Raw genomic sequence first — 16,253 nt, 5'->3', positions numbered from 1 at the left:
AACATATATTTAATCAATAAAAGCAAGTGTATGAAAACTATGGCAAGGTTATATGTTATATTACTTTTGATATCAAGTGTATTGACATCTGCTTAATATAAAAATACAGATATTGAGGGCGTTTATAATAAGGGCGGTGTTTCTTTTATTCTCAAAAAAGACAGTACATTCCTTGTTGTTGCTATGGGTACACTGATAAAGGGAAAATGGAGCACTGATAAAAATATAATCACACTAACACCTAAAAATCCTGATGCATCGTTTTATCTTTATGCCAGAAAAAATCCGGATATTAAAGGTGAAATGCGGTTAATGGTTTCCGGAAATGATCCTTCTAATGACATTTATATTGGTGCCTTTCCAAATAAAATGAAGCGTCTTTTTAATAAAGAAGCAAACTGTTTTGACTATCCTTATGTACATCGCTCCAAAGAGCTTCCCGAAATTTTGACTTTTATAGATCAGACGAAATCAGAAAATCCTTCTCAGATGGACGTGCCAAACATAATGCAGCACTTCCAGACAGCAGGATATAACGATTTTATTGTGCAATATATGAGTCCGAGTCTTTTTTATAATCCATTCAGGTTTGAGATAAAAAAAGAAGGGTTAAAATCTTTATCCGATGCGGATGGTGGAATTGTTAAAAAGCAGAATATAAAAGAATTCTTTAAAAATGAAAAAGAGCTTCAGTTTTTAGAAGAATCATTTGATATGGCTTATAATGTAGATTTTAAACTTGTCAATTATGCTTACAATACTAATGATGATATGTCCGAAAAAATAGATATATCTCAATACAAATATGATCCGGTACGTAATGTCTATGTCAATCCTTATACACCAGCCAAAAGCTTAAATTATAAAAGTGATGACTTTCATTATACCGATGTTTTAATGAAGTTTGACAAAATAAAATCTGAGAATAAAACAGTTCCAGAATTTAAACCTCTTCCCGGATCAGTATTCGTAGCAAAGTGTGAATAAGTTTTGACCAAAACCTGAAGCTTATAGAGGATCAGGTACCCGACAGACGCAGGCTTTTTTCTTTTTTGGTTTCGTAGCTTAGCAGGAATATTGTAGATATAATGAGTAAACTTCCGATCCAGTCGATGTACGTAAAAGGTACATGTAACCACATTACAGCAATAATTGTTGCTGACAAAGGTTCGCCGGATGCCAGAAGACTGCTTTTTTGCCCGCCAATAAGCTGAACAGCTGTCAGATAAAAATAGAAAGGAATTAATGTTCCGAATATTACGATGAAGGCTGTATAAAGATAGGATTGTGTATCCCAATGTCCTTCGGCCTGCCACGGTGCCTTTACAAATGAGAAAGCAATACCACCAATCAGCATTCCCCAACCAATGATTACCGCCGAATTATATTTGTTAAGCAGGGCTATAGGTTGCAGTGTGTAAATAGCAAGAGCAAAAGCCGAAGCTATACCAAAGAATAATGCGGTAGATGAAATATTCAGCCTTCCCATATCGCCATGGGTAACTAATATAAAAGTACCAAGAACTGCAAAAGCAATGGCTACAAAATCAATAAATCTGGGGATTTTCCTATTTTTAATAGCAAGATAAACCGCAATAATTACCGGTCCGGCATATTGTAATACTGTAGCTGTAGCAGCATTGGAATGTTTAATAGCAGCAAAATAAGTATACTGAACCATTAGCATACCTGTAATTCCGAATAATACCAGTTTCAGAGCATCTTTTTTATTCTTCCATACGGCCAATAAGTCGGGGTTTTTACCAAAAGCCCCGATAAGCAATAGAATAATGCCTGATATCAGCATGCGGACTGTAATCATCCATTCCACACTGACCCCTCTTTGCTGAAATAAAAATTGTCCGAAAGTGCCGGATACTCCCCATAATGAAGCGGCAATAAGTGCTAAAAGAAAGCCTTTGGTGTTTGTACTTCTCATGTCGTTGTGAAGGATTAAGAATAAGAATTAGTTTTTGATATTTATTGTGCGAAATTACTTCAAAACTCATGTGTTTTTTCTTTAATTTTAACCACTTATTTGCAATTTTGTTTCATATTAAACCTGCTTATGGAAGATTTGGATAAATTCGATTTACAGATTCTGGATATTTTACAGAAAGATAACCAGACGTCGCAACGGGATATTGGTGATAGAATAGGACTTTCAGCTGCTGCTGTACAACGACGTATTAAGCGGATGCGTGAAAATAAAATTATTACGTCGGATATTTCCGTGATCGATCCAGAAAAAGTAGGAGCACAAATTCTATTATTTGTAGAAGTAGAACTGGACACTGATAAAATTGAATTTATAGACGATATTAAGAGAACCTTTAGCAAGGTACCTCAGATCCAGCAATGCTATTATGTAACCGGTGAAGTAGATTTCGTATTGGTAATGGTTGTCAATACAATGCAGGAATATGAATTGCTGACAAGGCAGTTATTCTTTAGCAATACCAATATCAAACGTTTTAAAACGTTTGTCAATATGCATACCGTAAAAAATGGTTTACAGATACCTATTCCGGGAAAATAGAAATTAGAGGTTAGAAGTACGAAATGTAGAGTAAACAATTCAACGATTAACCAATTTAACAATACATAACAACAGTTAAATTAATAATTGTTCAGGAAAAGATCAACTGTTTTTTTAGTTTCAGCAACATCGTGCACCCGCAGGATTTTTGCTCCCTTGTGTAGCAATTTTAGGTGTAGCTTTTGAGTTTCTTCTACGATTTCCAAAGGTGATTTGCCTAAAGATTTGTAGATAAAGGACTTTCTGGAAATACCAATTAGAAGAGGAAGTCTTCCGAATCCAAAATATTCAGCTTCTTCAGTCATTTTATACTGATCTTCTATTGTCTTTCCGAATCCAAATCCGGGATCCAATATAATATCATGTACCCTTAGTTCTGTAAGCTCCCGAACTTTTTCAGAGAAAAACTGATTAATACTGAGTGTAATATCCTTGTATTGTATTTTATCATGCATTTGTCCGAATTCAGGATTAATGTGCATCAGAATATAAGGTAAACCGGTTTCGGCAACGGTTTTAAACATTTCGGAATCAAATTGCCCGCCTGAAATATCATTGATGATATCCATTCCTTCATCCGCTGCATATTTTACAGTTTCAGCATAGAAAGTATCAACAGATATCAGCGTCTCCGGAAACTCTTTTTTCAGTGATGAGACTACTTTGCCTAAGCGTTCCATTTCTTCCTTAGCATCAATCTGTTTAGAATTAGGATTGGTAGACTGAGGGCCGATATCGATGATAGTAGCACCTTCCGAAATCATTTTTTCTACATGTTCCAGGGCAGCCTTTTCCTGACTAAAACGTCCGCCATCGGAAAACGAATCGGGAGTGAGATTCAGAATTCCCATGATTAATGGTTTTTCAAGGGAAACTAATTTTCCGCGGCAGTTGATACTAAAATTATGATTTACAGAAAGTTGTTTTTTATAAGTGTTCATCAGCTTTTTCGCTTTAGGCTAAATTTGTATCTTTGGCATTAGAACGCTAATTTATGCAAAATACAGCAATACAGTTTGATGAAATAATTTCCGGGTGCAGAGATTTATTTAGCAAAAAAATGCACGATTACGGAGCAGCATGGAGAGTACTCCGTCCAAGCTCTATTACAGATCAGATTTATATAAAAGTAAACCGTATCCGTACCCTGCAAATGACCACTGTAAAAATGGTGGATGAAGATGAAAAAGGAGAATTCATCGCTATTGTTAACTATTCTATTATAGGATTAATTCAGCTGGAAAAAGGACTTGCCGAATCATTGGACGATGATCAGGAACAGATTCTGAAGCTATATGATCATTATGCCAACGAAGCCAAAGAGCTTATGCTGCGTAAAAATCATGATTACGGAGAAGCGTGGCGCGAGATGCGTATTTCTTCAATTACCGATTTAATCTACCAAAAAGTACTGAGAACAAAACAGATTGAAGACAACAAAGGAAAGACCTTAGTTTCTGAAGGCTTAGATGCCAACTATTTTGATATGCTGAACTATGCCGTTTTCTGTCTGATTAAAATGACAGATTAATAGCAAAACGCAAAATTGATTTACCAAACACTATATATTGTATAAGATGAGAAGATTTATCAGAGTTTTTGTAGCAATTGTATTTATTATATCAGGCTTTGTAAAAGCAGTTGACCCCGTAGGATTCTCTTTCAAGCTGGAAGAGTATTTTTCGCCTTCGGTATTTAATATTCCTTTTCTGGAAAAACTGGCATTACCAATTGCTATATTGGTGGTTACGGTAGAATTTTTATTAGGAGTTCTGCTCTTACTGAAAATAAGAATCAAGCGCACATTGCGCTCACTTTTGGCCATCTGTATATTCTTTGCATTCCTTACTTTTTATTCTGCATATTTCAATGTGGTAACAGATTGTGGATGTTTTGGTGATGCATTGAAGATGACTCCGTGGACATCCTTTGCTAAAGATATGGTGTTGTTAGTACTTATTGCTATTCTGCTTGTAATGTATAAGAACGATGAAAGCAACAAAGTACATTTCCTGAAAAGTGGTTTCCCAAGGATGACATTGTTCTTGCTAAGCTGTATTTTCCTTACGGTTATTGTACTGAAAGGGATCTTAGGAGAACCTTACATAGATTTCAGGGATTATAAAATCGATACAGATCTGAAAGCTGAAAAAGCAAAAATAGAAGCCAATCCTTCTGAATATGAAGTTTTCTATACCCTGAAGAATACTAAGACAGGGGAGAAAAAAACGATGTCGCAGAACGATTACCTTTCTACCAACATCTGGAAAGACGAAACCTGGCAGATAGAGTCTGATAAGACTAAGGAGAAATTAAAAAAGCAAGGTTACGATTCTACAATTAAGAATTTTAAAATTACAGATGCGGACGGACAGGACGTTACAGATCAGATTCTTAATGAGCCGAGGATCGTAATGATCTTTACTTACAAGCCCGAAAAACTTTCTAAGGAACTGATTAGCAAAATTGAAAATGGCTTGTTAAGCAAAAAATCCAAAGCATATGCGGTTTCCACACAGGAGAATACTTTTACCAAAGTACCACATGGTACAATGGATGGGACAGCTATAAAAACCATAGCGAGAAGTAATCCATTTGTATTGATTCTTGAAAATGGAAAAATTGTTTTCAAACAAGAAGCGAAAGACTATTTTAATAATTAAGAATACTGAATCAGTATAATTCGGAATCTTAATGGCTTTGATATTTTAATTACAAGATGAAAAAGAGATATTTACAAGTGATTATTGGTTTGACCTTTTTTTGTTTTGGTCAGGCACAACAGTATAAAAAGCCACTGGTTTCGGCTATCAAAGAATCAGATCTTAGAAAAGATATGTTCGAGATTGCTGCGGATCAGTTTCGTGGCAGGGAAGCAGGAACATTGGATGAACTAAAGGTATCTATGTGGCTGGCCGATAAAGCAAGTGAGTCCGGAATGAAACCCGCAGGAGATAACGGAACTTTTTTTCAGTTTTTTGAAATGTACCGCCATCAGGTATCTCCGCAAAGCAGCCTGAAGATTGGAGATCATGATTTAAAATTATGGAAAGACTTTCTGGTAACAGAGCCGGTAAATGCTAATATCAATGCCGATATGCTATATGCAGGAAATGCAGAACCTGAAGATCTACAGAAATTAAATATCAAAGGGAAGGTTCTTGTTGTTAACAGCTCAGCAAAAGGGATAAAACAAGATATGTTTCTTTTCCAGAGACGTTATCCCGGATTTGTAAAGGCAAAATACTATAATACAGCTTTTAAGCTTGGAGCAAAAGCCATTGTATTTATTACAGATGATATTGCTGAAAAAAGCTGGGCCGAAGTTTACCCGCAGATGACAAGGGGACTTTATGGTGTTGAAGGCTTAAGAGAAAAAGTAGAAAATAACATGCCTGTTGTGTGGATTAGAAAGTCTGATGCAGACCGGTTAAAGAATAACACCAAAGTTTCATTGAACCTGATGACTGAGACTTACAGATATCCTTCTGTAAATGTCATTGGTAAAATTGAGGGTACAGATCCAAAATTAAAAAAAGAATATGTCCTGATTAGTGGGCACCAGGATCATGACGGGATAAGACATCCTGTGAAAAATGATACAATCTATAACGGTGCAGACGATAATGCCAGTACTTGTGTAGCAATGTTGGCAATGGCGAGAGCCTATAAATTACAGCCTGGTAAGAGAAGTATTCTTTTTGTTTTTCATGGTGCTGAAGAAAGAGGATTGCTAGGCTCCAGATGGCATGCATCACATCCTGTAGTGGCAAAAGAACAGATTGTAGCAGTCCTAAACGGGGATATGATTGGTAGGAACAATACTGATGAAGCTGCTTTGCTGGGTGGAAATGCACCACATAAAAATTCTGAAGAGCTTGTAAAGATGGCTGAGGACGCTAATAATGAAAGTACAAAATTCAGATACCTGAAAGACTGGGATTCTCCTGAGCATGCAGAATATTTTTACTTCAGAAGCGACCACCTTCCATATGCAAGGATCGGAATTCCTGCAATATTCTATACAAGCGTTTTACACAATCAGTATCATACACCCCAGGACGAATCTGAAAATATCAACTATAAGAAGTTATATAAGATGACGGAATGGATGTACAGAACTTCATGGAAAGTCGCCAATGAGGCTCAACGTCCGGGACTGATTCCGAATTTTTCTTTGGAAAGATAGAATATGGAATTTTAATAACTAAATTTGAACAAGAAACATATATAAATGACACATAAATCGAACAAATCAATCGCAGGATATCACCTGTTAATGATTTTATCTGCAGTAGATTATAAATTTCATCCCGGAGAAGAAAAAGTAATTAAAGAATATATAGAAGACGAGTTTCCTTTTTTTGTAAGCCTTGATGCTGAAACAGAAATAATAGCTAATCTAAGCCCTGGTGAATGGGAAAAACATTTTGAATTCCATGCACAGTGCTTTTATGATGATTCTACAGAAAAAGAAAGAAAAGATTTTCGCCAGTTTGCCAAAAAACTGATTAAAGCAAACGACGAAGTGAGTGAAGAAGAACACCAGTTCTATTCCCTGATGAAATCTATCTGGAAGATGAAATAATACCAGACAACACACAACACCAAAAGCGAATATATGAAAAATAAATACTTAGGATTAATACTTATGAGTACGACTATACTTCAGGCTCAGCAATTCCCTGATATAAAAGCACCAGTTGCCGAAAAGCAGGAACATATACGGGAAATTCACGGCGATAAAGTAAATGACCCTTATTACTGGATGATAGATTACTTCAAAAAAGGAGCTAACTCCGAAAAAGTTGTAGACTATCTGAAAGCTGAAAATACATACTGGACAGGGATGATGAAGGATACGGAGCCTTTCAGGGAGAAACTCTTCCTGGAAATGAAGAACCGCATCAAGGAAAAAGATGAATCTGTTCCTGTTTTCAGAAAAGGTTATTACTATTATACTCGTACAGACGCTGGTAAGCAATATTTTAAATATTGCCGGAAAAAAGGAGACCTTAAAGCTCCCGAAGAAGTACTTTTGGATGTGGATAAACTTGCCGAAGGACATGCTTATTATTCTGCGGTGGGCTTTAGTATAAGTCCGGATAATAATAAAATGATCTACGGAGTAGATGATGTATCCAGAAGACAGTACAAACTTTTCCTGAAAGATTTGTCTACAGGAAAAACCTCTGATCTGGGTATTATAAATACAACAGGGGGAGCAACCTGGGCAAATGATAACAAGACTATTTTCTATACAGCAAAAAATCCGGAAACCCTTTTAACGGAGAAAATCTTCAGACATAGCTTGGGAACTGATCCTTCAAAGGATGTGTTGGTATATGAAGAGAAAGACAAAAGTAACTATATCGGTGTTGGGAAATCCAAGAATGAGAAGTTCATTATGATTTCTTCAGGGGCTACAACTTCCTCCGAAATCAGGTATCTTGATGCAGATAATCCTGCAGGAACATTCAAGGTGTTCCAACCAAGAATAAAAGATGTGATATATGATGTTACGCCTTTAGAAGACAGATTCCTTGTCACAACCAACAAAGATGCCTTAAACTTTAAAGTTGTAGAAACTCCTTTGGACAAAACAGGAGTTGAAAACTGGAAAGACTTTATCCCGCACAGAAAAGATGTGCTAATGGAAGGGATTACAGAGTTCAAAAATTATCTGGTATTCAGTGAAAGACAGAACGGACTTTCGCAACTGGTGATCTATGACAGAAAAACTGGTAAAAAAGAGTTTCTGAAATTTGATGAACCTGCATATACCGTTTATTCATCCGGGAACCCAGAATATAATACCGATAATTTCCGTTTCGGTTATACTTCTATGATTACGCCGAGTTCTCAGTTTGAACAAAACCTGAAAACGGGAAAAAGAACATTGTTGAAGCAGCAGGAAGTCCTGGGTGGTTATGATAAAAATAATTACGAAACCGAAAGACTTTTTGCTACTGCAAAAGACGGTACTAAAATCCCGATTTCCATTGTTTATAAAAAAGGATTTAAGAAAGACGGACAAGCTCCGTTGCTGTTATATGCTTATGGTTCTTACGGAAGCTCTATGGATGCTACGTTCAGTAGTACAAGATTAAGCCTTCTGGACAGAGGGTTCGCTTATGCAATAGCACATATCCGCGGTGGACAGGAAATGGGAAGACAGTGGTATGAAGATGGTAAAATGATGAAAAAGAAAAATACTTTTACCGATTTTATTGATGCCGGAGAATACCTGGTGAACCAAAAATATACTTCTCCTAAACATTTGTACGCTCAGGGCGGAAGTGCCGGCGGTCTGTTAATGGGAGCTATTGTAAACATGAAACCTGAACTGTGGAATGGTGTAATTTCCCAGGTTCCGTTTGTAGATGTTGTCAATACAATGCTGGATGAAAGTATTCCGTTAACTACAAATGAATATGATGAGTGGGGGAATCCTAATAATAAAGAAGCTTATTTCTATATGAAGTCTTATTCTCCGTATGAGAATGTAGAGAAGAAAAATTATCCTAATATTTTAGTCACTACAGGCTTACACGATTCTCAGGTGCAGTATTTTGAACCTGCGAAATGGGTGGCGAGATTGAGAGATATGAAAACAGATAAAAATGTACTAATGCTGAAAACCGATATGGATTATGGTCATGGTGGAGCTTCCGGAAGATTTGACTATCTGAAAGATGTCGCTTTAGTATATGCTTTTATGTTCAAACTAGAAGGAATTAATAAATAACTTAACAAAACTTATATAAACTATGAGAAAGAAAATCGTTGCAGGAAACTGGAAAATGAATAAAAATTATACTGAAGCTCAGGAATTAATGCATGAGTTAGACAGATATAAAAAGCATAATGCTATCAACTGTGAGGTATACATTGCGCCACCAGCGCTTTATATAACCACTGCTAAAAATATTTTCCTAAATGATAATGTAGGTGTTTTTGCTCAGGATATGTCAGAACACACCAGCGGAGCTTATACTGGTGAGATTTCAGCTGATATGCTGGCTTCTGTTAATGCAACAGGTGCTATTATTGGTCACTCTGAGAGAAGACAATACCACGGAGAAACTGACAGCCACTGCAACAGAAAAGTGAAATTAGCTTTAGATAAAGGTCTTGTACCAATCTACTGTAACGGAGAAACTTTGGAGCAGCGTAAATCGGGACAGCACTTCGAGGTTATTAAAAACCAAACTGAGGTTGCACTTTTCACACTTTCAGCAGAAGAGATTAAAAAAGTAGTAATCGCTTACGAACCAGTTTGGGCTATCGGAACTGGAGAAACTGCTTCACCGGAGCAGGCTCAGGAAATTCATGCACATATCCGTTCACTTATTGCAGCTAAATATGGGCAGGAAGTAGCTGATGAAATTTCTATCCTTTATGGTGGAAGTGTAAAACCGGACAATGCAAAAGAAATATTCTCCAAACCAGACGTAGACGGTGGTCTTATTGGTGGAGCAGCATTGAAAATAGAAGATTTTACTGCAATTATTAAGGCTTTTGACTAAACTTAAGCTAACTTTGCCAATTGCAACATTTTATAAATGACACAATACTTAGAATTCGATTTTAAAATAGAACCTGTAGAGCCTTGGAATGAAATTCTGATGGCTGAACTGATAGAGCAGGGATTTGACAGTTTTACTGAGAACCCGGATGGGATCTTAGCTTATATTCAGGCGGAATTACTTAATGAAGAAGAGCTTAAAAATCAGTGGCTGCTGAATCATAATGATGTGAAAATTTCTTATACCTATAAGGAAATGCCTAACATCAACTGGAATGAAGAATGGGAGAAAAACTTCCAACCGATTAATGTAGAAGATAAAGTTTTAATCCGTGCAGAATTCCATGAATCACAAGGATTGGAAGAAGAAATTATCATTCAGCCGAAAATGTCTTTCGGAACTGGGCACCATGCTACTACATATCTTATGATCCAACAGATGATGGATATGGATTTCCAGGGTAAAAAAGTACTGGATATGGGATGTGGAACTTCTGTTTTAGCTATTTATGCTAAAAAGAAAGGTGCTTCAGATGTTTTAGGAATCGATATTGATGAATGGGCAGTGGAGAATTCCAGAGAAAATGCAGAACGTAATAATACACCAATGCGTGTAGAATTGGGAACTGCTGATAATCTGGGACAGGAAAAATTCGAGATTATTTTAGCGAATATTAACCGTAATATTCTTATCTCCGATATTCCGCGATATGTTGAGGTATTGGAACCGGGAGGTTCTTTATTGCTTTCAGGATTATGTTTCTTCGATGTAGATGATATTTTACAGGTCTGCGAAGAACAGAATCTTCAGTTGCAGAAGAAGTTACAAAGAGAAGAATGGGTTTCATTACTTCTGACTAAATAAAATAAAGCCGAATCTAGTAAGATTCGGTTTTTTCTTATCTTTGAGAGCATTAATGATGATTATGAAAAAAACAATTTATTATTTTTTAGCTCTTAATATTTCTACCTTATATTTTGCTCAAGAAACAGCTGCTGTCGAAGTTGCCGTAAAGGCACGGGATGCTGCGGATAAAGCTGCAGCTATTGCTGTACCAGTGGAAGAAGCTTATGAAAATTATATATTTCACAAAGAGGTTGGAAGTACGGCTAAAATTTTTGTAGATAAAACCAATATCAGAGATCTTCCGGGGCTTACAGGGAATGTTGTGGATGCTTTACCACAAGGGACTTCTGTGAAAATTGTTCAGGAGACCAATATTATAAACAAGATACAGGAAAGAAGTGCCCAGTGGTACAAAATCCAGTATAATGGAAAAGAAGGATATGTCTGGGGGGCCAATCTAAGTGTAGCCAATAAACTAGTGGACGGAAAAGAATTCCTTTTCGGAATTAGCGGAACTCAGAAGGTTATAGATATAGAGGGCATTAGTAGCAATGCACTAAAAGGAGAGGTAAGTGTTCTGGAAAAAGGAGAATTTTTAGGTTCCGGAGTTTTCAATGCAGGTACCATGGAAAATGTAGCAGGAGTTGAATTTAAGGTTGACAGAACTAAAAAATTCAAGAATATTGACTATATCATAGATGTATCTGTTTCCGGTGAAGCTTGTGGTATACCTACTTATAAACAAACCTACTTTATGAAAAAGGAGGGATTCTTGGTAGCCTTACCATTGTTACAATCTGTAGGAGATGCTGGCGCTTATTACCATTCAGAAGATTATAACTTTACCGGGAAAACGGCAAATCAGTTTGTCATGACAACAGAAGAGGCAGAAAATGCTAATCCGGATAATGATGAGTATAAAATGGATGGATTTACCAAAACGGCTGTCTATGAATGGGATGGAGACAGAGTTATGGAAATGAGTTCTTCAGTCAAAAAGTTTAAAGGAAAAAAACTACAATAAGTATTTAGTATAACCGGATATCAATCTGGTTAACGATATATAAAGAAAAACCCTCACAGATGTGAGGGTTATATTTTTTAGCTCGGTTTATTTTATTCCCAAAAATAATCTTGGATTAACCGGAGTGTTATTCTTATGTACTTCGTAATGAAGATGAGGTCCTGTGGAACGTCCGGAATTTCCTGACTTTGCAATAACTTCACCTACTTTTATTTGCTGATTAGGACTTACCAATACACTGGATAAATGTCCATATAAGGTAGCCAATCCGTTTCCGTGAGATACAATAATACAGTTCCCATAACCACCTTTCTGCCCTGCAAATATTACAGTTCCCTGTGCAGCACTTCTTACATCAGAACCAAAAGGAACGGCAATATCCAAACCTTTATGAAACTGCATAACTTCCGGATCCTGGGCTGGTTTTACTGTAGCTGCTGCAGTCTCTGCAGAATCTGTTTTAGGAAGGTTTACACCAGCCATCACAATTCTTTTGGGTGGAATAGGATTCTTTCTGACACCAAAGTTGGAAGAGATCTCTCCATTGGTTGGAATCCCAAGAGGAATTTGCTGAAGCTTCGTCTGATAATCTACAAGAGCTTGTGTATATCGGTTAGCCTGCTGGCTTAGGTAAATACCGTTTGAAAGATTTTCAGCATCCAAAGATTCAATTTGTGGAGCTTCAATATTATTAGACGTTAAAAAGTTAGAAAGACTTTTTACAACTCTGTCCAGTTGGGTAAGATTGTTTTTTACTTCCGTATAATCCAGGCTGTCCTTTTTGTCTTTAATCTGTACCAGATTCACCTGATAAACTTTATCATCTTTTTTATTCATAAAGTAAATCATAGTTACTGCCTGTACCAGAACAACAGCTAATAAACCATATATAGTATATCTAAGATTCCTACGGGACGAAAAAAAATGTTTCATATCTCTGAAATGTTAGGGAGGCAAAAATAAATAAAATATTATAAAAATTTGCCGGACAAAAGTTATATTATGTTGTCAATCTGTTAATTAATGTTAAAAAAATCAGCCCTTTTTCCTCAATAAATAAAGGCTAAAGTCTTGAATGGTTTGTCGGTTAAGTTGTATATTTGTGGAACCTAAATTCTAATAATGGCTAAGAAGAAATCCGGGAACGGTATTAGCGTCGGCGTTGTAGGGAGCGGGAGTTTTGCTACTGCAATAGTAAAGATGCTGACAGAAAACTGTAAAACGATTCACTGGTGTGTAAGAAACGAATTTGTAAAAGGAGCGATTGAATTAAAGAAGCATAATCCTTCATATCTTACAGCTGTACTTTTTAACCTGAAACAGTTGCAAATAACAACAGATATCAATGAACTGGTATCTGCATGTGATGTTATTATTCTGGCAACACCTTCCATTTATCTTGGTAAAACTTTAGCACCTCTGAATGTTGATCTTCAGGGAAAACTATTTGTATCCGCGATTAAAGGGATTGTGCCGGAACAGAATGATATTGTAGCACATTTCCTGAGAGAGAAATACAATATTGGTTTCAGAAGTCAGGCTGTAATTTCTGGTCCTTGTCATGCTGAAGAAGTTGCGATGGAAAGACTTTCCTATCTAACGGTATCGGCTGCTGATCAGGATAATGCTTTAAAAGTTGCGAAGCTTTTGGAGTCAGACTTTATCAAGGTAAGCCAGTCTTCGGATATCTTAGGAAATGAATACAGTGCAGTCCTAAAGAATATTTATGCAATTGGTGCAGGTATAGCAGCTGGTCTGGGGTATGGAGATAACTTCAATGCTGTATATGTTTCCAATGCAATCCGTGAAATGGAATTGTATCTGGATGCAATATATCCTGAACCAAGAGACGTAAACCAGTCTGCATTCCTTGGAGACTTACTGGTAACTGCATATTCTTTGTTCAGCCGAAACAGAATGCTGGGGAATTTAATAGGTAAAGGATATACTGTGAAATCGGCAATCCAGTCTATGAGTATGGTGGCGGAAGGTTATTATGCAACAAAAAGTATTTATGAAATCGGAAAGGAAAAGAAATTAAAGCTTCCGATTGTTAATACAGTGTATGAAATCCTTTATGAGGAAAAGAATGCTGAAAAGCAGTTTAAGAAACTAACAGCGAAACTTAACTAATTCTATAATATAAAATTGTTATAATAAAATGAATCCGAAACCTAAATACGATGTCGTTCTTATTGGCGGAGGTATAATGAGTGCTACTTTGGGTACTATGTTACACGAGTTTGACCCAAACCTGAAAATTGCACTTTTCGAAAGATTAAAAGATGTAGCCCGCGAGAGCTCATCTGCGTGGAATAATGCAGGAACAGGTCACTCTGCTTTTTGTGAACTAAACTATACTACTGAGAAGAAAGATGGTTCAGTAGATATTAGCAAGGCTGAAAAAATTGCAGAACAATTTGAAATTTCAAAACAATTCTGGGCTTATCTTATTAGCAAAGGATATATTGATTCTCCCAGAGAATTTATCAACTCCTGTCCGCATATGAGTCTGGTATTTGGAGAAAAAGATATTGAGTTTCTTAAAAAGCGTCATGATACAATGATAAAGTCCCATTTGTTTGAAGGGATGGAGTTTTCTGACAATCATGATAAGCTAAAAGAATGGGTTCCTTTAATTATGCGTTCACGTAATGCTTCTGAAAAACTAGCAGCTACAAGAGCAACAATGGGAACAGACGTAGACTTTGGGGCTTTAACCAAAAAGTTGGTAAAACACCTTGAAGAAAGTTCTAATGTTGAGGTATTCCGTTACCACGAGATCAAGGATATTGAAGATAACAATGGTAAATGGAGAATGAAAATAAAAGACAGGCTAAACAACCACCCTGTAGAAGTTGATGCGGATTTTGTTTTCATCGGAGCAGGAGGATATGCATTGCCTCTTTTAGACAGTTCAGGTATTGAAGAAAGTAAAGGTTATGGAGGTTTCCCTGTTAGTGGACAGTGGCTGGTAACTAAAGACCCTGAGCTTATCGCAATGCATCATGCAAAAGTATATACACAGGCTACTGTAGATGCACCACCAATGAGTGTGCCTCACTTAGACCTTAGAATTATTGATGGAGAGAAAGCATTGCTTTTCGGACCATTTGCAGGATTCTCTACAAAATTCCTTAAAAACGGAAGCTACCTGGATTTACCAGAAAGTGTAAACTTCAAAAATATCCGTTCTTTATTCGGTGCATGGTGGCATAACCTGTCACTGACGAGATACCTGATCAGACAGGTAACAATGAATAAAGACCAGCGAATTGCACACCTTAGAGATTTTATTAAAGATGCTAATGCCGACAAGTGGGAACTGATGGTTGCCGGGCAAAGAGTACAGATTATTAAAAAAGACGAGGCTGAAGGTGGTAAACTGGAATTCGGAACTGAGGTTGTAACGAATAAAAAAGGAAATATAGCATCTCTGTTAGGAGCTTCTCCGGGAGCGAGTACAGCAGCTTTTGCTATGATCAATATCCTTGAAAAATGTTTTGGAGACAAGCTTCAGAAAGAATGGAGAGACAAACTTCTGGAAATGGTACCTACCTACGGAAGAAAACTAAAAGATAATGCTGAGCTTACGGATAGAGTAAGAAACTATACAAAAGAAAAACTTGAACTGGAATACTAATGAAGTATTTATTAGTTTTTCTGCTGAGCATCTTTGCTTTTGGACAAAAAGCTGAGATTAAAGAGATTCAGAAATTTCAGGCTGACCTGAATGCTGAGTACAAAAATCCTGATGAAACCCCATTACGCGGAAATTTACTAAAGGATTTTAAAGCAATACCATTTTTTGATATTGATCTTAAATACAGTGTAAAAGCTAAGCTTTTTCCAACAAAAGATGCAGAGGTTTTTGAACTGCCTACATCTTCCGGGAAAACGAAAAAGTATAAAGAATATGGTACTATTACTTTTTCTTTGGATGGGCAGCAGTATTCACTAAAAGTATACCAGAGTCAGGATCTGATTAAAAGAGCAGGCTTTGAAGATCATCTTTTTCTGCCGTTCAGAGATGCAACCAATGAAAAAGAAACATATGGCGGCGGACGTTATATCGATTTAAAGATTCCTAAGAAAGATAATCTTATTATTGATTTTAATAAAGCTTATAATCCTTATTGTGCATATAATGCCTTCGATTATAACTGTCCCATTGTCCCTATAGAAAATAAACTTCCTGTGGAGATAAGAGCAGGAGTAAAGTATGAAGATATTTATCACTAAAAAAATTCCCGGATATTTCCGGGAATTTTTTTTGATTTAACATAGACTCAAAATCTTATTCTTCTGAATCTTT

16 protein-coding genes are annotated in these 16,253 nt (G+C 36.5%); 13 read left to right on the top strand and 3 right to left on the bottom strand.

What is annotated here, in order from left to right; translation table 11 throughout:
• Window positions 1–183: 183 nt before the first annotated feature.
• Window positions 184–987 carry a hypothetical protein gene (locus C8J95_RS12595; protein ID WP_255412801.1) on the top strand — a complete coding sequence of 268 codons (804 nt, stop codon included), beginning with the start codon at window positions 184–186 and terminating at the stop codon, window positions 985–987.
• Between the two features lie 31 nt (window positions 988–1,018).
• Here C8J95_RS12595 and C8J95_RS12590 read toward each other — a convergent pair whose 3' ends face one another.
• Entirely contained in the window at window positions 1,019–1,939 is a 921-nt protein-coding gene (locus C8J95_RS12590) for a DMT family transporter (protein WP_107808645.1), read from the bottom strand.
• A gap of 129 nt (window positions 1,940–2,068) precedes the next feature.
• Here C8J95_RS12590 and C8J95_RS12585 point away from each other — a divergent pair, with 129 nt between their 5' ends.
• The gene (locus tag C8J95_RS12585) at window positions 2,069–2,539 is read left to right on the top strand and encodes an Lrp/AsnC family transcriptional regulator (protein ID WP_107808644.1); all 471 of its coding nucleotides are present in this window, start codon (window positions 2,069–2,071) and stop codon (window positions 2,537–2,539) included.
• A gap of 80 nt (window positions 2,540–2,619) precedes the next feature.
• Here C8J95_RS12585 and folP read toward each other — a convergent pair whose 3' ends face one another.
• Window positions 2,620–3,480: a dihydropteroate synthase gene (gene folP, locus C8J95_RS12580; protein WP_107808643.1), complete on the bottom strand. Its 861-nt coding sequence runs from the start codon at window positions 3,478–3,480 to the stop codon at window positions 2,620–2,622.
• A gap of 53 nt (window positions 3,481–3,533) precedes the next feature.
• On the opposite strand from folP, the gene C8J95_RS12575 reads away from it, so the two are divergent.
• From C8J95_RS12575 to C8J95_RS12540, 8 genes are all read left to right on the top strand, one after another.
• Window positions 3,534–4,070: a DUF1599 domain-containing protein gene (locus C8J95_RS12575; protein ID WP_057267707.1), complete on the top strand. Its 537-nt coding sequence runs from the start codon at window positions 3,534–3,536 to the stop codon at window positions 4,068–4,070.
• Between the two features lie 46 nt (window positions 4,071–4,116).
• A complete protein-coding gene (locus C8J95_RS12570; RefSeq protein ID WP_107808642.1) occupies window positions 4,117–5,202 on the top strand; it encodes a BT_3928 family protein in 1,086 nt (361 codons plus the stop codon).
• A 56-nt stretch (window positions 5,203–5,258) separates the two neighbouring features.
• Window positions 5,259–6,728 carry a M28 family peptidase gene (locus C8J95_RS12565; protein ID WP_107808641.1) on the top strand — a complete coding sequence of 490 codons (1,470 nt, stop codon included), beginning with the start codon at window positions 5,259–5,261 and terminating at the stop codon, window positions 6,726–6,728.
• Window positions 6,729–6,773: 45 nt separating this feature from the next.
• Entirely contained in the window at window positions 6,774–7,127 is a 354-nt protein-coding gene (locus C8J95_RS12560; protein ID WP_107808640.1) for a hypothetical protein, read from the top strand.
• A 33-nt stretch (window positions 7,128–7,160) separates the two neighbouring features.
• Complete coding sequence (locus tag C8J95_RS12555) at window positions 7,161–9,287, top strand: S9 family peptidase (protein WP_107808639.1); 2,127 nt, start codon at window positions 7,161–7,163, stop codon at window positions 9,285–9,287.
• 22 nt (window positions 9,288–9,309) lie between these two features.
• Window positions 9,310–10,068 (top strand): triose-phosphate isomerase, encoded by a 759-nt coding sequence (tpiA, locus tag C8J95_RS12550; RefSeq protein ID WP_107808638.1) that lies wholly within the window; start codon window positions 9,310–9,312, stop codon window positions 10,066–10,068.
• 36 nt (window positions 10,069–10,104) lie between these two features.
• Window positions 10,105–10,932, top strand: coding sequence for a 50S ribosomal protein L11 methyltransferase (prmA, locus tag C8J95_RS12545; protein ID WP_107808637.1), 828 nt, complete (start codon window positions 10,105–10,107; stop codon window positions 10,930–10,932).
• Between the two features lie 61 nt (window positions 10,933–10,993).
• Window positions 10,994–11,938 (top strand): SH3 domain-containing protein, encoded by a 945-nt coding sequence (locus C8J95_RS12540; RefSeq protein ID WP_255412800.1) that lies wholly within the window; start codon window positions 10,994–10,996, stop codon window positions 11,936–11,938.
• Window positions 11,939–12,025: 87 nt separating this feature from the next.
• Here the strand turns inward: C8J95_RS12540 and C8J95_RS12535 are convergent, their stop codons facing one another.
• Window positions 12,026–12,871 carry a M23 family metallopeptidase gene (locus C8J95_RS12535; protein ID WP_107808636.1) on the bottom strand — a complete coding sequence of 282 codons (846 nt, stop codon included), beginning with the start codon at window positions 12,869–12,871 and terminating at the stop codon, window positions 12,026–12,028.
• A gap of 189 nt (window positions 12,872–13,060) precedes the next feature.
• On the opposite strand from C8J95_RS12535, the gene C8J95_RS12530 reads away from it, so the two are divergent.
• Genes C8J95_RS12530 through C8J95_RS12520 form a run of 3 tightly spaced genes read left to right on the top strand, consistent with a single transcriptional unit; the run spans window position 13,061 to window position 16,180 of the window.
• The gene (locus tag C8J95_RS12530; protein WP_078404388.1) at window positions 13,061–14,071 is read left to right on the top strand and encodes an NAD(P)H-dependent glycerol-3-phosphate dehydrogenase; all 1,011 of its coding nucleotides are present in this window, start codon (window positions 13,061–13,063) and stop codon (window positions 14,069–14,071) included.
• Window positions 14,072–14,099: 28 nt separating this feature from the next.
• A complete protein-coding gene (gene mqo, locus C8J95_RS12525; protein ID WP_078404389.1) occupies window positions 14,100–15,581 on the top strand; it encodes a malate dehydrogenase (quinone) in 1,482 nt (493 codons plus the stop codon).
• The gene (locus C8J95_RS12520; protein WP_107808635.1) at window positions 15,581–16,180 is read left to right on the top strand and encodes a DUF1684 domain-containing protein; all 600 of its coding nucleotides are present in this window, start codon (window positions 15,581–15,583) and stop codon (window positions 16,178–16,180) included. The genes mqo and C8J95_RS12520 overlap by 1 nt, the downstream gene beginning before the upstream one ends.
• Window positions 16,181–16,253: the final 73 nt, after the last annotated feature.

Source organism: Elizabethkingia sp. YR214, assembly GCF_003058195.1.
GTDB lineage: Bacteria > Bacteroidota > Bacteroidia > Flavobacteriales > Weeksellaceae > Elizabethkingia.
Note: the sequence above shows the minus strand (reverse complement) of the source record. Positions and strands in the feature narration are given on the sequence as shown.